Source organism: Pseudomonas sp. TWP3-1, assembly GCF_049896625.1.
Taxonomy (GTDB): domain Bacteria; phylum Pseudomonadota; class Gammaproteobacteria; order Pseudomonadales; family Pseudomonadaceae; genus Aquipseudomonas.
Genome location: NZ_JAFCUQ010000007.1, coordinates 115,444 through 138,870, shown reverse-complemented (window position 1 = coordinate 138,870; position 23,427 = coordinate 115,444). Strand labels below are relative to the sequence as shown.

The 23,427-nt window shown below is 60.1% G+C and carries 22 protein-coding genes; 9 read left to right on the top strand and 13 right to left on the bottom strand.

The annotated features are described in order from the left end of the window. Positions 1–42: 42 nt before the first annotated feature. Positions 43–1,437 (top strand): MFS transporter, encoded by a 1,395-nt coding sequence (locus tag ACP7BN_RS12190; protein ID WP_426204348.1) that lies wholly within the window; start codon positions 43–45, stop codon positions 1,435–1,437. Positions 1,438–1,503: 66 nt separating this feature from the next. Here ACP7BN_RS12190 and ACP7BN_RS12185 read toward each other — a convergent pair whose 3' ends face one another. The 4 genes from ACP7BN_RS12185 to ACP7BN_RS12170 all read right to left on the bottom strand — a co-directional run bounded on the left by ACP7BN_RS12185 (position 1,504) and on the right by ACP7BN_RS12170 (position 4,801). Beyond that, complete coding sequence (locus tag ACP7BN_RS12185; protein ID WP_426204346.1) at positions 1,504–2,901, bottom strand: heavy metal sensor histidine kinase; 1,398 nt, start codon at positions 2,899–2,901, stop codon at positions 1,504–1,506. Further along, on the bottom strand, positions 2,898–3,569 hold the full coding sequence (locus tag ACP7BN_RS12180; RefSeq protein WP_420649622.1) for a heavy metal response regulator transcription factor: 672 nt from the start codon (positions 3,567–3,569) through the stop codon (positions 2,898–2,900). The genes ACP7BN_RS12185 and ACP7BN_RS12180 overlap by 4 nt, the downstream gene beginning before the upstream one ends. 11 nt (positions 3,570–3,580) lie before the next feature. After that, on the bottom strand, positions 3,581–3,838 hold the full coding sequence (locus ACP7BN_RS12175) for a DUF2790 domain-containing protein (protein WP_426204344.1): 258 nt from the start codon (positions 3,836–3,838) through the stop codon (positions 3,581–3,583). A gap of 249 nt (positions 3,839–4,087) precedes the next feature. After that, entirely contained in the window at positions 4,088–4,801 is a 714-nt protein-coding gene (locus ACP7BN_RS12170; RefSeq protein WP_426204342.1) for a murein L,D-transpeptidase catalytic domain family protein, read from the bottom strand. Between the two features lie 150 nt (positions 4,802–4,951). On the opposite strand from ACP7BN_RS12170, the gene ACP7BN_RS12165 reads away from it, so the two are divergent. From ACP7BN_RS12165 to ACP7BN_RS12155, 3 genes are all read left to right on the top strand, one after another. Next, a complete protein-coding gene (locus ACP7BN_RS12165) occupies positions 4,952–6,568 on the top strand; it encodes a L,D-transpeptidase family protein (protein ID WP_426204341.1) in 1,617 nt (538 codons plus the stop codon). Positions 6,569–6,656: 88 nt separating this feature from the next. After that, the gene (glsB, locus tag ACP7BN_RS12160; RefSeq protein ID WP_426204339.1) at positions 6,657–7,565 is read left to right on the top strand and encodes a glutaminase B; all 909 of its coding nucleotides are present in this window, start codon (positions 6,657–6,659) and stop codon (positions 7,563–7,565) included. 69 nt (positions 7,566–7,634) lie between these two features. Continuing rightward, positions 7,635–9,137, top strand: coding sequence for an aldehyde dehydrogenase family protein (locus ACP7BN_RS12155; protein ID WP_426204337.1), 1,503 nt, complete (start codon positions 7,635–7,637; stop codon positions 9,135–9,137). Between the two features lie 131 nt (positions 9,138–9,268). Here ACP7BN_RS12155 and ACP7BN_RS12150 read toward each other — a convergent pair whose 3' ends face one another. Beyond that, positions 9,269–9,928 carry a carbonic anhydrase gene (locus ACP7BN_RS12150; RefSeq protein WP_426204335.1) on the bottom strand — a complete coding sequence of 220 codons (660 nt, stop codon included), beginning with the start codon at positions 9,926–9,928 and terminating at the stop codon, positions 9,269–9,271. Positions 9,929–9,981: 53 nt separating this feature from the next. Continuing rightward, positions 9,982–10,449 carry a cyanase gene (cynS, locus tag ACP7BN_RS12145; RefSeq protein ID WP_426204333.1) on the bottom strand — a complete coding sequence of 156 codons (468 nt, stop codon included), beginning with the start codon at positions 10,447–10,449 and terminating at the stop codon, positions 9,982–9,984. Between the two features lie 119 nt (positions 10,450–10,568). Between cynS and cynR the strand changes: the two genes are divergently transcribed. Further along, on the top strand, positions 10,569–11,447 hold the full coding sequence (gene cynR, locus ACP7BN_RS12140) for a transcriptional regulator CynR (protein ID WP_426204331.1): 879 nt from the start codon (positions 10,569–10,571) through the stop codon (positions 11,445–11,447). Between the two features lie 83 nt (positions 11,448–11,530). On the opposite strand, the gene ACP7BN_RS12135 is transcribed toward cynR, so the two are convergent. After that, positions 11,531–11,860 (bottom strand): hypothetical protein, encoded by a 330-nt coding sequence (locus ACP7BN_RS12135; protein ID WP_420649631.1) that lies wholly within the window; start codon positions 11,858–11,860, stop codon positions 11,531–11,533. A gap of 127 nt (positions 11,861–11,987) precedes the next feature. Between ACP7BN_RS12135 and ACP7BN_RS12130 the strand changes: the two genes are divergently transcribed. Continuing rightward, complete coding sequence (locus ACP7BN_RS12130; RefSeq protein WP_426204329.1) at positions 11,988–12,359, top strand: hypothetical protein; 372 nt, start codon at positions 11,988–11,990, stop codon at positions 12,357–12,359. Between the two features lie 12 nt (positions 12,360–12,371). Here ACP7BN_RS12130 and ACP7BN_RS12125 read toward each other — a convergent pair whose 3' ends face one another. Further along, positions 12,372–12,875, bottom strand: a complete 504-nt coding sequence (locus ACP7BN_RS12125; protein ID WP_426204327.1) for a GNAT family N-acetyltransferase — start codon at positions 12,873–12,875, stop codon at positions 12,372–12,374. A gap of 172 nt (positions 12,876–13,047) precedes the next feature. After that, positions 13,048–14,979 carry a DNA topoisomerase III gene (locus tag ACP7BN_RS12120; RefSeq protein WP_426204325.1) on the bottom strand — a complete coding sequence of 644 codons (1,932 nt, stop codon included), beginning with the start codon at positions 14,977–14,979 and terminating at the stop codon, positions 13,048–13,050. 285 nt (positions 14,980–15,264) lie between these two features. On the opposite strand from ACP7BN_RS12120, the gene ACP7BN_RS12115 reads away from it, so the two are divergent. Next, on the top strand, positions 15,265–16,671 hold the full coding sequence (locus ACP7BN_RS12115; RefSeq protein ID WP_426204324.1) for a serralysin family metalloprotease: 1,407 nt from the start codon (positions 15,265–15,267) through the stop codon (positions 16,669–16,671). Between the two features lie 138 nt (positions 16,672–16,809). Continuing rightward, entirely contained in the window at positions 16,810–17,178 is a 369-nt protein-coding gene (locus ACP7BN_RS12110; protein ID WP_426204321.1) for a DUF427 domain-containing protein, read from the top strand. 49 nt (positions 17,179–17,227) lie between these two features. Here ACP7BN_RS12110 and ACP7BN_RS12105 read toward each other — a convergent pair whose 3' ends face one another. Then, positions 17,228–18,850 (bottom strand): MFS transporter, encoded by a 1,623-nt coding sequence (locus tag ACP7BN_RS12105; RefSeq protein WP_426204319.1) that lies wholly within the window; start codon positions 18,848–18,850, stop codon positions 17,228–17,230. A 130-nt stretch (positions 18,851–18,980) separates the two neighbouring features. Further along, the gene (locus tag ACP7BN_RS12100) at positions 18,981–20,633 is read right to left on the bottom strand and encodes a GMC family oxidoreductase (protein WP_426204317.1); all 1,653 of its coding nucleotides are present in this window, start codon (positions 20,631–20,633) and stop codon (positions 18,981–18,983) included. Between the two features lie 133 nt (positions 20,634–20,766). Between ACP7BN_RS12100 and ACP7BN_RS12095 the strand changes: the two genes are divergently transcribed. Beyond that, positions 20,767–21,660, top strand: a complete 894-nt coding sequence (locus ACP7BN_RS12095) for a LysR family transcriptional regulator (RefSeq protein WP_426204315.1) — start codon at positions 20,767–20,769, stop codon at positions 21,658–21,660. A 52-nt stretch (positions 21,661–21,712) separates the two neighbouring features. Here the strand turns inward: ACP7BN_RS12095 and msrA are convergent, their stop codons facing one another. Together msrA and ACP7BN_RS12085 are read right to left on the bottom strand one after the other, a co-directional pair. Then, positions 21,713–22,219 (bottom strand): peptide-methionine (S)-S-oxide reductase MsrA, encoded by a 507-nt coding sequence (msrA, locus tag ACP7BN_RS12090; protein WP_426204313.1) that lies wholly within the window; start codon positions 22,217–22,219, stop codon positions 21,713–21,715. A gap of 101 nt (positions 22,220–22,320) precedes the next feature. Next, positions 22,321–23,427 (bottom strand): DNA alkylation repair protein, encoded by a 1,107-nt coding sequence (locus tag ACP7BN_RS12085; protein WP_426204311.1) that lies wholly within the window; start codon positions 23,425–23,427, stop codon positions 22,321–22,323.

Below are 23,427 nucleotides of genomic sequence, written 5' to 3'. Positions count from 1 at the left end.
GTCATAGGCTGCTCTTCATCATTCCTGTGTCGAGAGCACTTTATGTCGCAAACAACTTTGAACAATTCCGCGCGTTGGGCATTGATCAGCCTGTGCCTGTCGATGCTGATGCCGGCGCTCGACACCAGCATCGCCAACGCCGCACTACCGATGCTGGCCGCCGCTTTGGATGCATCGTTCCAACAGGTGCAATGGATTGTGCTCGCGTACTTGTTGGCGGTCACCACGTTGATTGTCAGCGTCGGGCGCTTGGGGGATTTGCTTGGGCGGCGCAGGTTACTGCTGATCGGCATCGGGATTTTCACGCTTGCTTCGTTGTGCTGCGCGGTGGCGCCAAGTCTTTGGTGGTTGATCGGCGCGCGGGCGGTTCAAGGGCTGGGCGCGGCGATCATGCTCGCGTTGACCATGGCGCTGGTGGGCGACGCTGTACCGAAAGCGCGGGCCGGGAGTGCCATGGGGTTGCTCGGCACGATGTCGGCGGTTGGTACCACGCTGGGGCCTTCGTTGGGCGGGTTGTTGATTGCGCAGTTCGGCTGGCCGTGGATTTTTCTGATCAATCTGCCGTTGGGGTTGCTCAATGCTTTTTTGGTTTATCGCTATTTGCCGAAGGATCAAATCAGCGTGGAGGCGATGCGTTTCGATCACCCGGGCACGCTGGTTCTGGTGTTGAGCCTGGCGGCGTATGCGCTGGCTCTGACGCTTGAGGACAGTCTGTGGTTGCTGCTGATCAGCCTGTGCGGGGCCGGGCTGTTCGTTTACATCGAAAGCAACGTTGCGGTGCCATTGATTCGTTTGTCGTTGCTTAAAAATGCGCGGCTCGGCGCGAGTCTGACGATGACTTTGCTGGTGACGACGGTGGTGATGACCACGCTGGTGGTCGGGCCGTTTTACCTGACGCTTGGGCTCGGGCTGGAGGCGACTGTGATGGGTTTGGCGTTATCGGTCGGGCCGCTGGTTGCTGCATTTGGCGGCGTCCCGGCCGGGCGGTTGGTGGATCGCTTTGGTGCACCGCGCATGGTTAAGGTCGGGCTGTTGGGGATGGGTGGCGGTTGTGGGTTGCTGGCATTGCTGCCGATGTCGCTCGGTCTGATCATCTACTTGCTGCCAATTGCTTTGGTCACTGCGAGCTATGCGCTGTTCCAGGCCGCCAATAGCACCGGGTTGATGGCCAATGTCAGCCGCGATGAGCGCGGACTGGTATCGGCACTACTCGGACTGGTGCGCAATCTCGGGCTGATCACCGGCGCTGCCGCCATGGGTGCAGTGTTTGCCTGGGCTACCGACGACCCGACCCAAGCCCCTGCCAGCATGATTGCCAGCGGCTTGCACATCACCTTCGGCGTCGCCACGGCGCTAATCCTCGCAGCCCTCGTCATCGCCAACACCGAGAAAAAACTGTGGGAGCTGGCTTGCCGGCGATGGGGCCTGCAGGGCTGATATTTTTGCTGACAGACCCACCGCCATCGCTGGCAAGCCAGCTCCCACAGGGTTCTTTGGTGGACGTTAAGTTCGGGCGGGGAAGAACAGTTCGAAGCAGGTCACGCCCTCGGCGCTGCTGACGCTGTAACGGCCATGGTGCAATTGCATGATGGTCGCGACTATCGACAGGCCAAGTCCGTTGGACTGGGCGGAGCGTTCGCGGGATTGATCGACGCGGTAGAAACGCTCGAACAATCGCGGGAGGTGTTCGGCGGGAATAGTTGCGCCGTGGTTGCGCACTCGCAGATAACTGCCGTCCGCCTCGGCAATCGCTTCCACTTGCAAGATCGAATCCGCCGCACCGTACTTGATCGCATTGGCGCACAGGTTGGCCAGCGCACGTCTCAACAGCATCGGCTCAGCCCAGATCACGCCGCTGCCGCTGGCCTCGATGCTGATCCCGACATCCGCCGCCAGTCCCTCGAAATAGTCGGCGATGCGCTGCATCTCATCAAAAGCGACCAATTCCTGACGCTGACTCAAGGCACTTGCCGGATCGGTGCGGGCGAGAAAGAGCATGTTGTCGAGCATCCGCGTCAGGCGTTCCAGTTCCTCAACGTTGGAGGCGAGCAACTGCTGATAGGCGTCGATGCTGCGATGTTGTTGCAGTGCAACCTGGGTTTCGCCGAGCAGATTATTGATCGGCGTGCGCAGTTCGTGGGCCATGTCGGTGGAGACCTGACTCAACTGCGCGAAACCCTTGTTCAGCCTATCAAGCATGGCGTTGAACGCTTCGATCATCGGTTGTAACTCACGAGGCGTACCCTGGCTGTCGAGGCGCTCACCGAGGTTGCCGACGCCAATTCCGTGCGCATGCTGCGCAATCCGCCGCAACGGCAGCAGCCCGCGATACACCAGCAAACAACCAATCAACGCCAGAATCAGCGCCGCCAGCGAGGCGAGGCCGTAAACGCTGAGTCGGTAGTTGGCGAGCATCGCCGTGCGTTCGCTCATCAGGCGGCCGGTGAGCACTTGCAGATGGCCCAGCTCGCCAGAATCGATGGTCGCCGCCACCGCGGAAAATGGCACGCCATTAACGCTGGGTAAATGCTGCACATCGCTGAGTCCCATCGGGTGATCGACCGGCACCGCGGGCAGGTTCGGCATCGCCAGATTGCCCGGGTTGACCACCAGCAACGGCGGCTGGCCCGGCGTGCCGATGCTCAGCAGTGCTTCGCGGTTGCCGAGCATGTTCTGGAACAGCGCCGGTTTGGTCTTGATCAGCTCCAGCGTATTGCTGTCATTGAGGAAGGTGCGCAACTGATCGACGCGGCTGACCAGCGCAATGTCATCGCGGCGGATCAATTGTTCTTCCAGTTCGCTGTACAACGCCGCGCCGAGACCGGCCAGCGAGCCGAACGCGAGCAGGGCGAACACCAGCGCCAAGCGCAGCGTCAGGGAATAACTGCCGGCAGCTTTCATGACTGCGTATCGAAGCGGTAACCGATGCCGCGCACGCTGTGAATCAGCTTGAGCGTGAACGGATCGTCGATCTTCGCCCGCAAACGGCGCACCGCGACATCCACAACATTGGTGTCGCTGTCGAAGTTCATGTCCCACACCCGCGAGGCGATCAGCGAGCGCGACAGCACTTGCCCGGTGTGGCTGGCGAACAGTTGCAGCAAGGCGAATTCCTTGTTGGTCAGGGTGATGCGTACCCCGGCGCGGCTGACCCGACGCTTGGGCACGTCGATCTGCAGATCGGCGATTTGCAGCTGTTCGTCTTCATGGATTGGCCCACGCCGGGTCAGGGTGCGCAGACGCGCCACCAGTTCGGCGAAGGAGAACGGTTTGATCAGGTAATCGTCGGCGCCCAGTTCCAGACCCTTGACGCGGTCGGCGATGTCGTCGCGGGCAGTCAGAAACAGCACCGGTGTATCGGCTTCCTTGCGCAGCCGCCGCAGGACTTCCCAACCATCCATTTTCGGCATCATCACGTCGAGCACGATCACGTCGAAGCTGTGCTCCAGCGCCAAGTGCAGTCCATCAGCGCCATCGCGTGCCAGGCTCACGCTGTAGCCCAATTCCTGCAAACCGTTGAGCAGGTAATTGCCGGCCTTGGGTTCATCTTCGACAACGAGGATATTCATGGGCATGGGCCTCAATGGTCATTGGTGCAACCGCTGCCTTGCACCTGGTAGTTCAGCACATGCTCACGGCCCTGATGGTCGAGGTAGTTGAGCTGTGCCGGAATCACGCCGCAGGCCTGGGAAATATCAGTGCTGGAGAGGACTTTGTCGACATCCAGATGCACGAAGAACCCGGTTTTATCTTGAATCACGGCGGTGTCGGGCATGGATGACGCGAACACCGAAGCGCTGGCGAGGAGGGCGGTGAAGGCGAGGATGAGGGTTTTCATGATGAGTCACTCAAGTGTTGAAGTTGACCGGCAAGTGCGCCGGAACAACTTCAGGCTACCGAGCGATCCGCTCGGTAAACCGACAACTCAATGACAAATCTGTAATGAAACCCCGCAGTTCGAAACTGTAGGAGCTGCCGAAGGCTCGGGCCGCGATCGGACGATCTTTTGATTTTGATCTTCAAAAACAAGATCAAAAGATCGCAGCCTCGTTGCACTCGACAGCTCCTACAGGGGCTATGCGTTGTGTCAGCTGCCGTGAGTGCTCAGAATGCTCGCAATCTGCTGTGGCTTGCAGTTGAGGTACGGCGAGGTTTTCAACCAGCGCTGATCGGGATACCACGAGAACATGAACTGGCCGTTCTTCAAACGATCGATCACCTGTTTGGCAATCTGCGGACGCACCGCCGGGCAACCCTGACTGCGGCCGATGCGGCCTTGACGCTTGCTCCAGAGCGGATTCACGTAGTCGGCGGCGTGAATCACAATCGCCCGGTCGCGGGCCATGTCGTTGAAGCCCGGTTCCAGACCGTCCATGCGCAGCGAGTAACCGTGGGCGCCTTCGTAGCTTTCCTGCGTGCGGAACAGGCCGAGGCTCGACTGAAAACTGCCTTCACGATTGGAAAACTGCGTGGCGAAGTTTTCCCCGGAATTCGAGCCGTGAGCGACCAGATCGCGCAGCACCAGTTTTTTCTTTTTCAGGTCGAAGATCCACAGCCGGCGGGCGGTGGACGGTTGCGAATAATCGATGATCGCCAAGTGCTGCGATTGCCGGGCGCCGTTGTTGATTGCGCACTGCATGGCATTCAATGCACCTTTCAGCGCCTGGGGATTGAGTTCCGGCGCGGCGTGGGCGAGGCTGGTGTATAAAACCGGCGATGGGCTGCCGGCGGCAAAAACCGGACTGGTCACCACACCCATGGCGGCGGCAGTCAGCAGAAGTCGGCGCAAAAACGTCAACATGTAAAAAGTATCCTCGCTTGCTACGTGTTTGCCACTTAGGCTCCTGACGTCCAGTCGTCCCCGGCAGGCCCGCGAATCGCGCCTGACTGTTCACCGCACCTGATGTAAGGTTGACCGTCATCGAGACGGCCATGGATTGGAGTAAAGCAGTTGTTCAAAAAGTACGCATCCTACTTGAGCATTTGTTTGCTCGCAGCGCCGTTTGTCGCTTGTGCCGAAGAGGCGCTGGCGCCATTGCCGACGTTGTCGCAGCCAATCCTGCTACAAGCGCCGGTCGAACCGCAGAGTCCGTTGCAGGCGGTTTTGCTCGGTCTGCCGCAGGCGTGTCCGGCGGTGGCTACGCGTCTTGACAGTGCGGCACTCGATCAACTGCGCGCGTTCTATCAACAGCAAGACTGGCTGCCAGTCTGGGCTGACAGTGGGCAATTGGCGGCCCTGCATGCGCAAGTGCAACTGTTGGCCGACGATGGTTTGAACCCGAAACGCTACCCGGTGGCGCTGACCGCACCGCAGGACGGCGAGCTGTGCGCCGACATCGAAATCAGCCGTTATTACCTGCAAGCCTTGCAGGATTTGCACTACGGCAGCTTGCTGCAAAAGCACTTCGAGCCTTTGTGGCATTCCGACGAAACGCCACGGGATCGTCAGACCGAACTGCTGGCAATCGCCGTGCCGGGCCTGCATGACGTTGCAGCGGCCTTTAATCTGGCGCGCCCGCAACTGGCGCAGTATCAGAATTTGCGACAGCTTTACGCCGCCCAACGCTTGCAAGCATTGCCGCACTGGCAGTCAGTCGGTAGTGGGCCGCTGCTGCGCCCGGACATGGAAGACAAACGCGTGCCGGAACTGGCGCAGCGGCTGTACAACGAGGGTTACCTGAGCAGCGTGGTCGGCACGCCGGACAACGCCTATCACGGTGTGCTGGTCGAGGCGGTGAAGAGCTTTCAGCTCAACCATTCGTTGCAGGCTGACGGCGTGGTCGGGCCGGGCACCATTGCTGAAATGAACATCAGCCCGCTGACGCGCCGCGAACAACTGCGGGTCAACCTCGAACGTTTTCGCTGGATGGCCCAGGATCTGGAACCCGATGGCCTGTTGGTCAACGTCGCCGCCGCTGAGCTGACGCTGTACCAGGACGGCCAACCGGTGTGGCAGACCCGCACCCAGGTCGGTCGTGCTGAACGGCAGACGCCGCTGCTCAAATCGCGCGTGACGCGCTTGACGCTTAACCCGACCTGGACTGTGCCGCCGACTATCTGGAAGGAAGACAAGTTGCCGGAAATCCGCAAGGATCAGACCTTCCTCAGCCGGCACAATCTGCAAGTCCTCGACGCCAACGGCTTGCCGCTGGCAGCGGAAGATGTCGACTGGGATCATCCCGGCAATATTCTGCTGCGTCAGGATGCCGGACCGCGCAACCCGCTGGGGCAGATGGTCATTCGCTTCCCCAACCCGTTCTCGGTGTACTTGCACGACACGCCGAGCAAAGCGTTGTTCGACAAGGGACCACGCGCGTTCAGTTCTGGCTGCGTGCGCGTCGAACATCCGTTGAAGCTGCGCGACTTCCTGCTCAGTCCCACGGAAAAGGCGCGCACCGACACCTTGCTCGCCACCGGCACTACGCATGAGTTCCGTCTGAGCAATCCGGTGCCGATCCTGATGACTTACTGGACGGCGCAGGTCGATAGCCAAGGGCGTGTCATTTACGCGCCGGACATCTACAGTCGCGACAGCGCGTTGCTCACCGGGCTGAATCGGGTGCATTGATCCGCTAAAGAGTGTGATTTGAAGTGCGCTTGGCGCGTCTAGCCCCAGTGTCCCCACAATCCCACGGGGCGTGACTGCGGAACCCGGCATGCAAGCGCTGTTGAACGAGATCCTTGACGCTGTCCGGCCCCTGATCGGGCAGGGCAAGGTGGCTGACTACATTCCCGCCCTCGGCACCGTGCCGCCCGAGCAACTGGGCATCGCCGTGTATGGCAATGACGGCGAAATGTACTGCGCCGGCGACGCCGATACGCTGTTCTCGGTGCAGAGTATTTCCAAAGTCTTCAGCCTCGTGCAGGCCATCGAGCATTCTGGCGAAGCGATCTGGCAGCGCCTCGGGCATGAACCGTCCGGCCAGCCATTCAATTCGCTGGTGCAGCTGGAATTCGAACGCGGCCGCCCGCGCAATCCGTTCATCAACGCCGGGGCGCTGGTGATCTGCGACATCAACCAGTCACGCTTCGCCGCGCCAGCATTGTCGATGCGCGACTTCGTTCGGCGCCTGTCGGGCAACCCGCAGGTGATGGTCGACGGCAAGGTCGCCGATTCCGAATACCAGCACCGCGCACGCAACGCCGCGATGGCGTATCTGATGCAATCCTTCGGCAATTTCCACAACGATGTGGAAGCGGTGCTGCGCAGTTATTTCAGCCACTGCGCCTTGCGCATGAGTTGCATCGACCTGGCGCGGGCGTTCTGCTTCCTCGCCAATGACGGCTTCTGCAAACACAGCGGCGAGCAGATTCTGACCCGGCGCCAGACTCAGCAAGTCAACTCGATCATGGCCACCAGCGGCCTGTACGACGAGGCCGGTAACTTCGCTTACCGCGTCGGTTTGCCGGGCAAGAGCGGCGTTGGCGGCGGCATCGTCGCGGTGGTGCCGGGGCAATTCACCGTGTGCGTGTGGTCACCGGAACTCAACGTGGCGGGTAATTCGCTGGCGGGCATGGCGGCGCTGGAAATGCTTAGCTCGCGGATCGGCTGGTCAGTGTTCTGAACCTGTGTTGCGTTGAGAGGGGCCAACCTATACATTTTCCGGCCGCCCTCAATATGGTGAATCCGCTCCATGTCTCTCGCGCTCGAACGTCTCGTCGCTGGCACGCCAATCCCTTTCGCCGGTAACCGCGTCACCGTGGTCAGCCCCGAACTGGCCGAGCGTTTCCGACCCGGCGATCACCTGCTGGTGGAGCAGGTGAGTGGCGAGTTGTTGTTGATTCCGGTGGTGGATCAGCAGGCGGCATCCGTGGCCATCGAGCGTGCGGCAACGGCTTTCACAGCGTTGTCCTCTGTGTCGGATGAAGCGATCAGCCGCTTCTTTGATCTGTTCGCCCAGCGTCTGGAAAGCCCGGACGCGTGGGTGTTGATCGAGGCCGCCAATCTTGCCGACATCGAACGCGCCAAATTGCGCGGTCGCTCCACCACGCGTCTGCTCGCCGATGAACGCATGCGCCGCGACATGATTGCCGGCCTGCGCGCCTGGCGCGATGCGCCGGCCACGCGCGGCAAAGTTATCAGCTGCGTCGAGCACGACGGCTGGAAGGTTGAACAAGTGGTGTCGCCGTTGGGCATCGTCGCCTTCGTGTTCGAAGGCCGGCCGAATGTGTTTGCCGATGCTGCTGGCGTTTTGCGCACCGGCAACACCGCAGTGTTGCGCATCGGCAGCGATGCGTTGGGGACTGCGCAGGCGATCGTCGCTCATGCGCTGAACCCGGCGCTGGCCGATGCCGGTCTGCCGGCGGGTGCGGTGTCGTTGGTAGAGAGCGTCAACCACGCTGCCGGTTGGGCGATGTTCGCCGATCGGCGCCTCTCTCTGGCGGTGGCGCGCGGTTCGGGGCGGGCGGTCAGTCAGTTGGGCAGCATTGCTCAGCAGGCCGGTACCGCCGTCAGCCTGCACGGCACTGGCGGCGCGTGGTTGATTGCTGATCGCGATGCCGACGCTTTGCGCTTTGCGGCGGTTGTGCGCAACTCGCTGGACCGCAAGGTGTGCAACACGCTAAACGTGTGCCTGATTCAGCGTGAGCGTGCGGCTGAGTTGGTGCCGCTGTTTCTCGATGCCTTGCAGCAGGCTGGCAGCGCTCGCGGTCAGGGCTGCAAGTTGCACATCGTCGAGGGCAGTGAAGGTTATCTGCCGCAGGATTGGCGCGACGCGACGGTCGAAGTTTATCGCGCCGAGGGGTATCAGACTGAAGCCCTCGCCGAGCCGTTGCCGGAAGGGCAATTGGGTCGCGAGTGGGAATGGGAAGAGACGCCGGAAGTCAGCCTGATGATCGTCGATGATCTGGATCAGGCGATTGCGTTGTTCAACCGCTACAGCCCGCAGTTCACGGTGTCGTTGATCAGCGAAGATCTGCTCGCCCATGAGCGCTTTTACCACGCGGTGAATGCGCCGTTTGTGGGTAACGGGATCACGCGTTGGGTGGATGGGCAGTACGCGCTGAACAAGCCGGAGCTCGGGCTTTCGAACTGGGAGAGCGGGCGCTTGTTTGCGCGCAGTGCGATTCTTTCGGGGGATGGCGTTTTTACGGTGCGTAGCCGCATGAGCCAAACAGATCTCACGGTAAAACGCTGAAAACACCGATCCTGTGGCGAGGGAGCTTGCTGCCGCTGGGCTGCGTAGCAGACCCAAAAGCGAGGGCCGCTACGCGCCCCAGCGGGACGGTGCGGCGATCCGACAAGCTCCCTCGCCACAAAGTGAGTGTTTCAGGCGGCATTGGTCGTTTGGGCGTACACCGCGCAAGTCGCCGGTTGTTCAGCCAGCGGCACAAAAGTGCGGCGGTCTGAGGACAGCGCAGCAATCGACCCGGTCTCGATGTCGTACACCCAGCCATGCAGATTCAGCAGGCCTTTCTCCTGCGCCAGGCGCACGCTCGGATGGGTCTGAATGTTCGCCAGTTGCGCGATCACATTCTCGCGCACCATCGAACTCAATTTGGCCGCGTCATTCGCATGTGGCCGGGCTTCGTTGACCACTTTCGCCGACTCGGCATGTTGCAGCCAACCGCTGACCGCGGGCAGGTGATCCATGCATTTGCACTGCGCGATGGCGGTCATTGCGCCGCAATCGGAATGTCCGCAGATCACAATGTCAGTCACGCCAAGCACCGCTACTGCATATTCCACCGTCGCTGAAACACCACCCGGATGCGGGCTGTAGGACGGCACGATATTGCCGGCATTGCGAATCACAAACAGCTCGCCGGGTTCTTGTTGGGTCAACAGTTCAGGCACTACACGGCTGTCGGAACAGGTGATGAACAAGGTGCCGGGGTGCTGCGTCGTGGCCAGATGTTTGAACAGCTCGGTGCGCTGCGGGAATACTTGGTTCTGGAATTTCAGGAAACCGTCGATCAGGGCTTTCATGTGCGTGTCCTCTTGGAAAGTAGGCCCGCACAGAAAGTGCGGGCCAGTGCAGATCAGAACGGACGCAGCGGCAGGAACTTGCCGTCGAGGGTGACCACGGCGCGCGAGCCGCCTTCCGGGTCTTCGACTTTCTTGATGTCGAGTTTGAAGTTGATCGCGCTGATGATGCCGTCGCCGAACTGTTCGTGAACCAGCGCTTTGAGGGTGGTGCCGTAGATCTGGATCATCTCGTGGAAGCGGTAGATGGTCGGGTCGGTCGGCACGCCGTCGAGGCTGCCGCGCAGCGGGATGATTTGCAGGGCGGCGACGTCGGCGGCGCTCAGTTCCAGTTTGTCACCGACCACTTCGGCGGCGGCTTGCGGTAGCGGGTGCTGGCCGAGCAGGGCAGCTGTGACGTAAGCCACGCTCAGACCGGTGCCGTCCGCGAGATCCTGCCACGAAAGTTTTTTCTGTGCTTTGGCGTCAACGGCGCGGGTGGTCAGGGCGATGCGGCTGTCGTTGTAGGCTTGGGACTGGTGCATGGTGTCGCTCCTTTCGGGGTTGGCTTGCTGTGTGGGGCTGATCTTCTGCTCAATCATCCATAGCGTCCAAGACCGATATACAATGCCGCGCATAAGTCCTGCCTATAGATGGTGATCACATGCTGCTGCGACATTTGCGTTATCTGCTGGCCGTCGCCGATCACGGCGGCTTCACCCGCGCTGCCGAAGCGTTGCATGTGTCGCAGCCGACCTTGTCGCAACAGATCCGCCAACTGGAAGAAAGCCTCGGCGTGAACCTGTTTGACCGCACCTCCCGCTCGGTCAAACCCACCGACGCCGGTCAGGCCTACATCGAATGCGCGCGCCGGGTGCTGGTGGAACTGGAGGCGGGCAAACGCGCGCTGCATGATGTGAAAGATCTGACCCGCGGCACGCTGCGCCTGGCCATGACGCCGACATTCATGGCGTATCTGGTCGGGCCGTTGGTGCGCGATTACGTGGTGCGCTATCCGGGGATTCATCTGCAGATTTTCGAGTTGTCGATGGACGACATCGAGGCCGGGCTGGCGGATGATTCGCTGGATATCGCCATTGCGTTTACGCCGGTGCGTAACCCGGACGTTGAATGCATTCCGGCGTTTGTCGAGACGTTGGGCGTGATGGTCGGGCGGGAGCATCCGTTGTATGAGCGTGCCGCGGTGCTGACGCCGGATGATATTGCGCAGCTGGATTTCGCCTTGCTGGCGCCGGAGTTCATCACGCGCTTATCGATTGACGAGTATTTCCGGCAGCACGCGATAGCGCCGAAGGTGCAGATCGAGGTGAACTCGGTGAGCACGTTGCTGGAGGTGATTCGGCATGCGCCGCTGGCGACGATGTTGCCGGAGGCGATTGCCACCGAGGATCGCGCGTTGCGTCGGCTCGTGGTGACGGGGGAGGCGCCGCAGCGCGGGGCGGCTTTGTTGCGGCGCGGCGGGAATTATCACAGTGCGGCCGCGTTGGCGTTTGTGGACTTGGTGTTGGAACGAAACCCGTGAGCAACGCTGTTCACGTGCAGCGAAAGTAAAAAAGGGCCTGCTCCATATTGGAAGCAGGCCCTTTCTGTCAGTTAAGTTCTAACTCAGCAAAACCGATCAATCACCCGAACTTCACCCTTGTTCTGCAGCGAGTCCCACGCCTGTTTCAGCGTTTGCAGAACACTCCCGATGAAATCCTTGTCGGCTGCGGCTTTTTTGCCGACATAACCGTGGCCGCGACGGTACATCTTCAGGCGGGCCGCAAGGTTCTGGTGGTTCTGGTCGAACTCGGCCTCGCCGGTGTGCGGCGACAGGCAGTCGATATGCACTTGGCCCGACTTGCTGATCCAGAGAATGTGGCTGTCGTGGCTGTCTTTTTGCGCAGCGAACATACGAGCCAGTTCTTCGATGGTGGGTTGATTGTTCAGATTCATGATTTTGCCCTTTGACCAGTCTGGTGATCTTTCAAAGTTGATTCGCTAATACAGGTAGCCCATCGGTTAGTTGATCCCTGGCACCGAAACCAGGACGTCAGCGCTCGCCCGCTGGAAGTACGGGGTCATGCTTCTGTTGCATGTAGTCGTGTTGAATAACTGCTACGCAATAGCGTCACAACGAGGAGAAGCAGCGAAAACCGGGAGGCTCCTTGACGACATTTACCGTGTCGACCACAAGCGTCTTGAGAATTTTCGCCAGCGCTTCTCGTCCTTGTACTGGACGTTCAGGCCAGGTCAGCTTCTTCAATCTGCCTTGTGGGCAGCGTGTATCCGGAAAAAACAACTCGGCGGTCAGACGAGTTTGCTCAAGCGTGTTACCAGTGCTCCCGATCGGGGAGACGTCTGCATCATGCAAAAGCAAAACGATGCCGTCAACGGTTTTGTAGTGATTATTTTCAAGCACTACATATTGTCGGACAAAGTCATTCTGGAATGAGAAAAGTTGCCCTCAGGCAACAGGAGCGGGGCTTTGCAGGCAGTAGAACGTGCACGGGTAACCGTCGACGGATTTTTCATGCAGAGTGAATTCGCCGCCGCTCAAAGTCGGGATGAGCCCGGCCCAGAAGCGCTGTGCCGGAAGGTTGGCGTCGATATGGAATATTTGCCATTGACCGGGGATTCGGCTCAAGAGGGCAGAGACGACAAACTGCGCGACGCCTTGGCCACGAAAGCGTCGGGTAACGAAAAAGTAGCCGATGTTGTGTTCGGCGCCGTCGAGGTGGATGTCGTTATCCACGGTCACGAATCCGGCAAGTTCGCCGTCAACTTTGATCAGGAAGGGTTGGGTGGCAGGTTGGCGCCAGTAATCGAGTTTCGGCTGGATGCTGAAGGACCCATGTTCGCCAAGTTTCAGCGGCAGCCATTGGCTGAAGTCGTACATGTAGAACTGCATCAGGTTTTCGATAGTGTCCAGTTCGTCGCGCTGGGCGGGGTGCAGTTCGATGTTGGGCATGTTTGTGAACCCCCGGGCTGGCGACGACAGAAACAATAGTGTGAATCGGGCTCCTGTGGCGAGGGGATTTATCCCCGTTGGGTCGCGTAGCGGCCCGTTCTTTGCCTAAAAACTTGGGACTGCTGCGCAGTCCAACGGGGATAAATCCCCTCGCCACAAGGAGCTCCAAGCGCTACTTCGCGGGGCGCTTGGCGGTGGTCGTGGTTTTGCGTCGGGTGGACTTGCCTTTGTTTTTCCACGGCGCGCCAGCCTTGCCGGCCGGTGGCGGGCCGCTGATGGTCAGGCTCAACCCGGAGCAGCGCGCCACCTGCTTGCTCATCCACGCTGCTTGCTTGGTGACGAACTCTTCCAGACTCATCTCGCCGCTCTGCACCATGTCCAGCGCCTGTTCCCAGATGGCTGTGGTGCCGGGGTCAGCAATCGCTCGCGGTACCGCGTCAATCAGGCTGAATGCGGCAGGCGTGGCGGCAAGGGCCTTGCCGTTCTTCAGCAGATAACCGCGATCCAGCAGCCCCTGAATGATCGAGGCGCGGGTGGCTTCGGTGCCGATGCCGGTGGTGTCCTTGAGTTTCTGCTTGAGCAGCGGGTCTTGCACCAGTTTGGCGACATTCTTCATCGCCTTGATCAAGTCGCCTTCAGTGTAGGGCTTGGGTGGCTGGGTCCACAGATCCTTGAGCTTGACCTCAGCCACCGCGCACTCGGCGCCTTCACTCAGGGTCGGCAAGGTTTGCGGTGCCGGCGCCTCACGCCCCTTGGCTGGCGCCAGTGCTTCGGGCAGGGCGCGTTTCCAGCCGGGTTCGACGATCTGCTTGCCGACGGCGCGCAACGCTTCACCGGCGCAATCGAAATCGGCCTGAGTACGATCGTATTCATGATTGGGCAGAAACTGCGCCAGATAACGCGCGCGAATCAGTGTGTAGACCGCGCGGTGCTTGCCGCTCAGGCGCTCGAGGTTTTTCGCGGCAGCGGTGGGGATGATGCCGTGGTGGGCGCTGACCTTGGCGTCGTTCCAGGCGCGGGAGCGGCGCTGTGGCTGCAGATGCTCGTGCAACGCTTGAAGGCTCGGGTCAGCCTGACGCAGGGCCGCGAGAATCCCCGGCGCTTCGCTGTGCTGACTCACCGGCAGATAGCCGCAATCACTGCGCGGGTAGGTGATGACTTTGTAGGTTTCGTACAGTGCTTGGGCGACATCGAGAGTTTCCTGCGCGCCGAGGCCGAGTTTCTTCGAGCAGACTTCCTGCAAGGTGCCGAGGTCGAAGGGCAGGGGCGCGACTTCGCGCATACGTTCGGTGCGCAGTTTGATCACTCGGGCACTGGCGGCGCTGCTCATGGCCGCTGCGGCTTGCTGGGCCAGCGCCTGATTGAGGCAGCGATCCTGATCGTCACAAACATCGTTCGGTGCGCGCCATTGGGCGGTGAACGACGTGCCATCGTGCAAAAGCTGCACGTCGATCGCCCAATACGCCACCGGCACGAAGTCAGCGATGCTGCGGTCACGATCCACCACCAGCCGCAAGGTCGGGGTTTGTACCCGGCCCACCGGCAGCACCCCTTGATAACCGGATTGCCGACCGAGCAGGGTGAACAGCCGACTCATGTTCATCCCGATCAGCCAATCCGCCCGCGAGCGACCCAGCGCCGAGTGATAGAGGCTGAAGGTTTCCGCGCCGGGTTTGAGTGCAGCCAGCGCCTTGCTGATCGACGCTTCGTCCAGCGCTGACAACCACAGCCGGCGAATCGGCCCGCGATACCGGCAATGCTCGACCAGTTCCCGGGCGATCATCTCGCCCTCACGGTCGGCGTCGGTGGCGATGATCAGTTCGCTGGCCTCGCCGAGCAGGCGCTTGACCGCTTTGTACTGACTGGCAGTACGCGGCTTGACGGTCATTTTCCATTTGTCCGGGATGATCGGCAGGTCCGCCAGCACCCAGCGCTTGTAGCGGGCGTCGTAGGCGTCCGGCGGCGCAGTTTCCAGCAGGTGGCCGATGCACCAGGTCACCGTGACGTCCGTTCCCAGCCAACAGCCGTCGCCCCGGCGCTTGGCACCGAGTACGGCCGCAATATCCTTGGCCTGGGAAGGTTTTTCACAGAGGTACAGCCGCATAACCACCATCGTCGATCATTGCCCGCAGAGGCGCACAGAATGGCTGGTGTTGTGTCGATGGGCAACTTTTATCTGTATGGATATACAGATAAAACGTTGCCGATGATGACGGTCGCGTAGTGGCAAAAAGGGACGCAGGGCTGCGCTATCGAGAAATTAGTTAGCGCCATGTTTCCCGCTGTGTCAGGTTCGAACCGCCTGAAAAGGGCGAGTGACAGGACGATCTCGCCAGGAGATCGCCGTGGTCTGTCGGATCCTGACTACTTTGAAACAAGGACGTACACCATGTCTCAACCTTCCTCCCAAGCCACTAGCGCGTTCACCGCAGTCGACACGTTCAGCCACCTGTATGACCGTGGTACCGGCACCGTCAACGGCAAACCGTCATTCACAGCCGATCAGGCCGCCGACGAAATCCTGCGCAAAGGCATGTCGTGGCAAGACAAGAATGGCGACAGCAAAATCGATCTGAGCTACACCTTCCTGACCGAGAAAAATTCCAACTACAACCCTAAACTCGGCAACTTCAGCGAATTCAGCGCTCAGCAAAAGGCTCAAGCCGTGCTGGCCATGCAATCGTGGTCGGACGTGGCCAACGTCACTTTCACTGAGGGCAAGGGCGGCGACGGTCATATGACCTTCGGCAACTATGACGTCAGCACCGGCGGCGCAGCGTTCGCTTATCTGCCACAGGGCAGCGCTTACGACGGTCAGTCCTGGTACCTGATCAACGACAAATATCAAGTCAACAAGACGCCGGACACCAACAACTACGGGCGTCAGACCCTGACCCACGAAATCGGCCACACACTCGGCCTGTCACACCCGGGCGCCTACAACGCCGGTAACGGCAACCCGACCTACGCCGACGCCAAGTACGCCGAAGATACGCGCGGCTACAGCCTGATGAGCTACTGGAGCGAAACCAATACCGACCAGGATTTCAGCAAGGACGGCAGCGGCGCCTACGCTTCGGCGCCTCTGCTGGATGACATCGTCGCGGTGCAGAAACTCTACGGCGCCAACTTCGAAACCCGTGCCGATAACACCGTATACGGCTTCAACTCGAATGCCGACCGCGACTTCTACAGCGCCACTTCGGCATCGTCCAAAGTCGTGTTCTCGGTGTGGGACGGCGGCGGAAACGACACCCTGGATTTCTCCGGTTTCAGCCAGAACCAGAAGATCAACCTCAATGAAGGCTCGTTCTCCGACGTCGGCGGTCTGGTTGGCAACGTTTCGATTGCTCATGGCGTGACCGTGGAAAACGCCATCGGCGGCGCGGGCAATGACTTGCTGATCGGTAACGGCGCGGCCAACGATCTGATTGGCGGCGCGGGCAACGACATCATCTATGGCGCGGGTGGCGGTGATTCGCTGTGGGGCGGCGAGGGTGCAGATACTTTCGTGTTCGGCGCGGCGAGTGATTCGACCATGACTGCACCGGACTGGATCATGGATTTCACCAGTGGTCTGGACAAGATCGACCTGTCGGGCATTGCCGGGTTTGCCAATGGCGCAGCTTCGCTGAACTTCGTCAGCGGCTTCACCGGCCACGCGGGCGACGCGATCCTGACTTACTTCGAACAGACCAACCAGACCAGCCTGATGATAGATCTGACCGGGCAGGGTTCGGTGGACTTTGCGGTGGGTGTGGTGGGGCAGGCGGTGGCGACAGATATCGTCGCGTGATCTGAAACCAAAAAACCGCAGCTTTCACAGGCTGCGGTTTTTTTATGTAGCGAAAAACCGTTCGGCTGTGAACCCGACGAGATAGCCGCGCATGAGTTATACCTGAAGCGCTGCCTTCGCCGCCGTCAGGAGAAACCGATGAAAACTTCCGGTCCCAGTCCCGTCATCACCATCGCCGAACAACCAGGTTGTCTGCTGGTGAAATTCCACGGCATTCAGGTCGCCGCCTCGGCCCGCGCGTTGGTGCTGCTCGAAGCCAACTATCCGCCGGTCTACTACGTACCGCGCGAAGACATCGATGAAAAATACTTCGCGCGCACCGATCACACCAGTTATTGCCCGTACAAGGGCGACGCCAGTTACTTCAGTCTGCAAATTCCGGGGCATGAAGGGGCGAATGCAGTGTGGACTTACGAAAACCCGAAAATCTCCGTCGATCAGATCAAGAACTATGTGGCGTTCTATCCGGATCAAGTGAAGTTTGAGTTGTTAGAGTCTGAAGTCTGACTTTCTCAGCGATGGCGAGGGAATTGCTCCCTCGCCATCTGCTCATGCTTTAGTTCTTGTCGAGATCGATATTCTTCGTCTCGCGCAGAAAGATCATCCCCACCACCAGACTCACGCCGGTAATCAACACCGGGTACCACAGCCCGTAAAAGATGTCTCCGGTGTACACCACCAGCGCAAACGACACGGTCGGCAGGAAACCGCCGAACCAGCCGTTGCCGATGTGGTACGGCAGGGACATCGAGGTGTAGCGGATGCGCGTCGGGAACAGCTCGACCATCAGCGCCGCGAGCGGGCCGTAGCACATCGCCGAGATGATGATCAGCGCCACGATCAACGCGACGATCATCGGTTTGTTGATCTGCTGCAAATCGGCCTGTTGCGGGTAGCCGGCGAGGGTGATTGCGCCGCGCAGGGCGGCCTCGTCGAAGTTGTCGAGTTTGACGTCGCCGACGCTGACTTGCACCGCGCTGCCGGCAGGTGCGGCGACGCTGGTGTAGGGCAGGCCGGCTTTGGTCAGGAAGGTTTTGACCTTGTCGCACGGGCTGTCAAATTTGGCTTTGCCCACCGGGTCGAACTGGAAAGTACAAGTCGCCGGATCCGCCAGCACGGTGATCGGCGCCTGACGGCTGGCCTGATCAATCGCCGGGTTGGCGTAATGCGCCAGAGATTTGAAGATCGGGAAGTACAGCGCAGTCGCTAGCAACAGGCCAATCATCAGCACCGGTTTGCGCCCGACCTTGTCCGACAGCCAGCCGAAAATAATGAAGAACGGTGCGCCGATCACCACGCTGATGATCAGCAAGGTGTTGGCCACCGCCGGGTCCATTTTCAGGAACTGCGTGAGGAAGAACAGCACGTAAAACTGCGCCGCATAAAAGGTCACTGCTTGCCCGGCGTTGATGCTGAACAGCGCGATCAATACGACTTTAAGGTTTTCCCATTTGCCGAAGGATTCGCGGATCGGCGCCTTCGAGGTTTTGCCTTCCTCTTTCATTTTCAGATAGGCCGGCGACTCGTGCAGGCTCAGGCGAATCCAGGTGGAAATGCCCAGCAGCACAATCGACAGCAGGAACGGAATGCGCCAGCCCCAGACCTCGAACTGGTCGCCAGTGAAGTAGCGGCAACCGAGCACTACCAACAACGACAGCAGCAGACCGAGGGTCGCGGTGGACTGAATCCAGCTGGTGTGGAAACCGCGTTTGCCGATCGGCGCGTGTTCCGCCACATAGGTTGCGGCGCCGCCGTATTCACCACCGAGGGCCAGGCCCTGAAGCATGCGCAGCACCACCAGAATGATCGGCGCGGCGATGCCAATGCTGGCGTAGGTCGGCAACAGACCGACGCAGAAGGTTGCGACACCCATCAAAATGATCGTCGCGAGGAACGTGTACTTACGCCCGATCATGTCGCCCAACCGACCGAACACCAGCGCACCGAACGGCCGCACGATGAAGCCTGCGGCGAATGCCATCAGCGCGAAGATGAACGCCGTAGTGTCGTTGACCCCGGCGAAAAACTGCTTGCTGATTACCGCCGCTAACGCGCCGTAGAGAAAGAAGTCATACCACTCGAACACCGTCCCCAGGGACGAGGCGAAGATGACTTTGCGGGTGTCGGGACTGGTTTCGGCGCTGCGCACGCCGTCCAGTGGCTGAACATGTTCTGACATATCGGTATCCCTCACAGTGATTGTTTTTGTTGTTCCACTGGTGTTGCGTGTCCGTGAATCAGATGCGAATCCCTTGTGGGAGCTGGCTTGCCAGCGAGGGCGATTGATCAGCCAACATCAATGTTGAATGTCATACCGCCATCGCGGGCAAGCCCGCTCCCACAGTGACCGAGTTAGCTGTTAAAGGGTTAAGAATCAGCTGCGCCGCCTTCTCGGCAATCATCAGCGTAGGCGAACACGTGTTGCCCGAGGTGATGCGTGGCATGATCGACGCATCGGCGATGCGCAGACCGGGCACGCCATGCACGCGCAACTGCGCATCGACCACGGCGTGCGCGTCATTGCCCATGCGGCAAGTGCCGACCGGATGGAAAATCGTCGTGCCAATGGTTGCCGCGGCTGCATGCAATTGTGCTTCGGTTTGCAGGTCGGCCCCGGGCAGATATTCCACAGGTTTGAACGCTTGCAACGCCGGCGCGCTGACGATCCGCCGGGTCAGACGAATCGCATCGGCGGCCACGCGCAGGTCTTCGGGATGGCTCAAGTAGTTGGGCTGAATCAACGGTGGGTCCTGCGGATTGGCCGAGCGAATCTCCACCCGACCCCGACTCTGCGGACGCAGATCACACACCGAGGCGGTGAACGCCGGGAAGCTGTGCAACGGCTCGCCGAAGCGCTCCAGCGACAGCGGTTGCACGTGGTATTCGAGATTGGCCGAGGTCTGTTCCGGCCCGGAGCGGGCAAACGCACCGAGCTGACTCGGCGCCATCGACAACGGCCCGCTGCGGTCATACAGATAACGCAGGCCCATGCCCATTTTGCCCCACACGCTGCCAGCAATCTGGTTCAGCGTGCGCGCGTTTTCCAGTTTGTAGATCAGGCGCAATTGCAGGTGATCCTGCAGATTGCCGCCGACCCCCGGCAACTCATGCACGACGCCGATTCCGAGTTTTTCCAGCAGTGGGCGTGGCCCGATCCCGGAACGCTGCAAAATGCTCGGCGAACCGACGGAGCCGGCGCACAACACAATCTCCTTGCGCGCTTTGAAGCTCCTGACCGCACCTTGCCAACGGGCGCTGACCGCTGCTGCGCGACCGTCGGCAAACAGCACTCGATCCACTTCAACATCGGTCAACACCGTGAGATTGGCCCGATGCCGAATCGGCTTCAAAAACGCCTTCGCCGCATTCCAGCGGATCCCGGACTTCTGATTGACCTGAAAGTAACCGCAACCCTCGTTGTCGCCCTGATTGAAGTCATCAATGCTGGCGATGCCGCTTTGCTCGGCGGCGCTGCGGAACGCATCAAGAATCGGCCACGACAGGCGCTGACGCTCAACCCGCCATTCACCCTTGTCGCCATGAAATTCAGCGGCTCCGGCGAAGTGGTTTTCACTCTGTTTAAACAGCGGCAGCACGTCATTCCAGGCCCAGCCCGGATTGCCCTCGGCGGCCCAGCCGTCATAGTCCGTGGCCTGACCACGCATGTAGATCATGCCGTTGATCGACGAACAGCCACCCAGCACTTTGCCGCGCGGATAACTCAGCGCGCGGCCGTTCAGGCCCGGTTGTTGTTCAGTCTTGAAGCACCAGTCGGTGCGCGGATTGCCGATGCAGAACAGGTAACCCACGGGGATGTGAATCCACGGGTAGTTATCGCGCCCGCCAGCCTCCAGCAACAAAACGCGCTGCCGCGGATCAGCCGACAGCCGATTGGCCAGCAAACACCCGGCCGGCCCGGCGCCGACCACGATGTAATCGAATTCATCGAGGGAAGTCTGCATTCCCTGACCTCACTTATTGTTTTTGTTGTCGGTCATCCTAGTTGTTAGCTTTCGGCAAAAGAATGTTAGTTTTTGCGCAGCCGCTGTGCGTTTTCAGACAGCGTTCACAGACCATAGCTGACAAGGACAAGCGATGTTCGACTGGAACGACCTGCGGTTTTTTCTCGAGTTGCAACGCAGTGGCCGATTACTGACTGCCGCGCGTCGCTTGAACACCACCCACGCCACCGTCGCCCGGCACATCGAGGCCATCGAAAAAAGTCTCGGCACCGCGCTGTTCGTCCAGCACGCCCAAGGCTATGAAATGACCCCGGCAGGGGAGGCGCTGCTTAAACACGCCGAGGCCATGGAAAACGTCGCGTTGCTGGCTCAGGAAGAAATCACCCAGTCGACCGCGCCGCTGGGCAAGATCCGCGTCGGCGTGACTGAGGGTCTCGGGATCATGTTTCTCGCCAGTCGCATGACCGGATTGTTCGAGCGCTATCCGGGTCTGGAAGTGGAACTGGTGGCGGTGCCGCGCTTCGTCAGCATCCTTAACCGCGAAGCCGAAATCAGCATTCATCTTGAGCGCCCGGCGGCGGACATGCTGGTCACGCGCAAACTCACCGATTACCGACTGGCGCTCTATGCGAGCCGCGCTTACCTCGACAGTGCGCCACCGTTAGTGAGTCGCGAAGACCTCGGGCGTCATGCGTGGATCGGCTATGTCGACGACCTGCTGTTCAGCCAGGAACTGATGTTTCTCAACAGCTTCTGCCGCAACCCGCGCGTGGTGTTTCACAGCACCAGTGTGATTGCCCAACAGCAAGCAGCGCGCTCGGGTCTGGGGATCGCAGTGTTGCCGTGTTACATGGCGGCGGCCGATCCGGAGTTGGTTGCGTTGCTGCCAGATGAGGGCATCGAGCGCAGCTACTGGATCAGCACACGCCGCGAATTGCACAAGTCCGTGCGACTACGGGTAGTTTGGGATTATGTGGTGGGATTGTGTGAGGCAGAGCGGGGGTTGTTGCTGGGGGCAAGCGTTTAAGCTGCCACCCGCGAACGCTGTGGCAGGCTGATCAAATTGCTCGAACAACCACTCAACCCCGCTTCGGCAACTTCCAGTCCGGCCGAATAAAGTGGCACGTATACCCATTCGGAATACGCTCAAGGTAATCCTGATGCTCCGGTTCCGCTTCCCAGAACGGCCCTGCCGGCTCGATCTCGGTAACCACTCGACCTGGCCACAACTTTGAAGCGTCGACGTCGGCAGCGGTGTCCTCGGCGATGTCGCGTTGCTGTTCGTTGAGGTAGTAGATCGCCGAGCGGTAGCTGGCGCCGCGGTCGTTGCCCTGACGGTTGGGGGTGCTCGGGTCGTGGATCTGGAAGAAGAACTCGAGAATCTGTCGGTAGCTGATCACGGCGGGGTCGAAGACGATTTCGATGGCTTCGGCGTGGTTGCCGTGGTTGCGGTAGGTGGCATTCGGCACATCGCCGCCGGTGTAGCCGACGCGCGTTTGCAGCACGCCGGGATAGCGCCGCAGCAGGTCCTGCATGCCCCAGAAGCAGCCGCCGGCAAGAATGGCAGTTTCGGTTTGAGTAGTCATGATGTGTGCTTCTCCCGGGAATGTTCGGTGTAACCACTGTTATGAGGGCGCATTGAGCAATTCCAAGATCGAGCGCCGCAATCAGTCGCCACGTTTGAGCCTTATGCAGTGATGATCTCAACCGCAGTGCTCGCCAAGCGTTCTCCATTCACCATCACATGAATCGCGTGCCGCCCTGCATGGTGCTTACGTGTGGTGAAGTCCTTGATCACCTGACGACGCTGTACGCGGTCCGTCGTGAAGGCCGGCAGAGTCAGAGCCTTGAGCTTGAACACTTTCGCTGAAGTGCTGCCGTTAGCCTTCACATAGTCAATTGCATAATCAATCACCAGTCGCTGATCCACCGGCACCAACGACCGTACCGCGAACGACAACGTAATCGACTCCCCGAGCCGGACCACCGCCGGCGCTACCTGTACATCCAGCAACTCGACCTCAGCCTTCGCCCCCGCGCCCATCACCGTCAAGGCGCGCAAATCCCCCTGCTTGATCAAGCTTCTTAACGCATGCTTGGCAATCCACGCCGTGTGCTTGTTTTCTAGCGACCATCCCTCAACCGTGTCGAGCACCCAGTCGGGGTGAACCTTGGTGACGTCATTCAAATGATTGGCCACCGATTTGCGCACATACAAACTCTCATCCGCCTTCAGCTGGTTGAGAATTCCTGCTGCCAAACTCGGATCTGCCTGCACCGCGTCCAGGCGAAAAGACCATGGCAAACGCGGGCGACTACCCTCACTGGCCAGACGCCGAACGTGGTGATTTTCATCCCGCGCCCAGTCATGCATAAGCTCCAGCGACCGCTCCAGATCGCTGCGCAGAAAATACCGGACAGCAAATTCGGACGATCCAAACGCGGTGAAGTATTTCAACGCTTGCATCGATGTATCGAATGCATGCGCGCCATAGCTCGCCACGTAGTGCGGCAAGCACATGCTGACGAATCCGCTGTTCAGCCGAGGGGCGAGGGCGCGCAGGACCTCGAGGGAACCTTCGTAATCCAGCGGCAGCACCGTGTGCAGGCTTTCGCTGACACGGGCCATGCGTTGCATCACCGAGAGTTCGGCCAGTCCATCACTCGCATGCTTAAGAAATGCCTTGGCGTTGAACGCCGGGTACACAGCGCTGGTTTCCGTGGCGATGTGTTGCAGCCGCTCGACGTTGAAGATTTCTTTCAGGGCCGGGGCTGCGGTTTCCTTTACGCTCAT

Bases quoted from the DNA above. Each gene is read 5' to 3' on its own strand.
- ACP7BN_RS12190 (WP_426204348.1), top strand. From the start codon at position 43: ATGTCGCAAACAACTTTGAACAATTCCGCGCGTTGGGCATTGATCAGC.
- ACP7BN_RS12185 (WP_426204346.1), bottom strand. From the start codon at position 2,901: ATGAAAGCTGCCGGCAGTTATTCCCTGACGCTGCGCTTGGCGCTGGTG.
- ACP7BN_RS12180 (WP_420649622.1), bottom strand. From the start codon at position 3,569: ATGAATATCCTCGTTGTCGAAGATGAACCCAAGGCCGGCAATTACCTG.
- ACP7BN_RS12175 (WP_426204344.1), bottom strand. From the start codon at position 3,838: ATGAAAACCCTCATCCTCGCCTTCACCGCCCTCCTCGCCAGCGCTTCG.
- ACP7BN_RS12170 (WP_426204342.1), bottom strand. From the start codon at position 4,801: ATGTTGACGTTTTTGCGCCGACTTCTGCTGACTGCCGCCGCCATGGGT.
- glsB (WP_426204339.1), top strand. From the start codon at position 6,657: ATGCAAGCGCTGTTGAACGAGATCCTTGACGCTGTCCGGCCCCTGATC.
- ACP7BN_RS12155 (WP_426204337.1), top strand. From the start codon at position 7,635: ATGTCTCTCGCGCTCGAACGTCTCGTCGCTGGCACGCCAATCCCTTTC.
- ACP7BN_RS12150 (WP_426204335.1), bottom strand. From the start codon at position 9,928: ATGAAAGCCCTGATCGACGGTTTCCTGAAATTCCAGAACCAAGTATTC.
- cynS (WP_426204333.1), bottom strand. From the start codon at position 10,449: ATGCACCAGTCCCAAGCCTACAACGACAGCCGCATCGCCCTGACCACC.
- cynR (WP_426204331.1), top strand. From the start codon at position 10,569: ATGCTGCTGCGACATTTGCGTTATCTGCTGGCCGTCGCCGATCACGGC.
- ACP7BN_RS12135 (WP_420649631.1), bottom strand. From the start codon at position 11,860: ATGAATCTGAACAATCAACCCACCATCGAAGAACTGGCTCGTATGTTC.
- ACP7BN_RS12130 (WP_426204329.1), top strand. From the start codon at position 11,988: ATGCTTCTGTTGCATGTAGTCGTGTTGAATAACTGCTACGCAATAGCG.
- ACP7BN_RS12125 (WP_426204327.1), bottom strand. From the start codon at position 12,875: ATGCCCAACATCGAACTGCACCCCGCCCAGCGCGACGAACTGGACACT.
- ACP7BN_RS12120 (WP_426204325.1), bottom strand. From the start codon at position 14,979: ATGCGGCTGTACCTCTGTGAAAAACCTTCCCAGGCCAAGGATATTGCG.
- ACP7BN_RS12115 (WP_426204324.1), top strand. From the start codon at position 15,265: ATGTCTCAACCTTCCTCCCAAGCCACTAGCGCGTTCACCGCAGTCGAC.
- ACP7BN_RS12110 (WP_426204321.1), top strand. From the start codon at position 16,810: ATGAAAACTTCCGGTCCCAGTCCCGTCATCACCATCGCCGAACAACCA.
- ACP7BN_RS12105 (WP_426204319.1), bottom strand. From the start codon at position 18,850: ATGTCAGAACATGTTCAGCCACTGGACGGCGTGCGCAGCGCCGAAACC.
- ACP7BN_RS12100 (WP_426204317.1), bottom strand. From the start codon at position 20,633: ATGCAGACTTCCCTCGATGAATTCGATTACATCGTGGTCGGCGCCGGG.
- ACP7BN_RS12095 (WP_426204315.1), top strand. From the start codon at position 20,767: ATGTTCGACTGGAACGACCTGCGGTTTTTTCTCGAGTTGCAACGCAGT.
- msrA (WP_426204313.1), bottom strand. From the start codon at position 22,219: ATGACTACTCAAACCGAAACTGCCATTCTTGCCGGCGGCTGCTTCTGG.
- ACP7BN_RS12085 (WP_426204311.1), bottom strand. From the start codon at position 23,427: ATGAGCGTAAAGGAAACCGCAGCCCCGGCCCTGAAAGAAATCTTCAAC.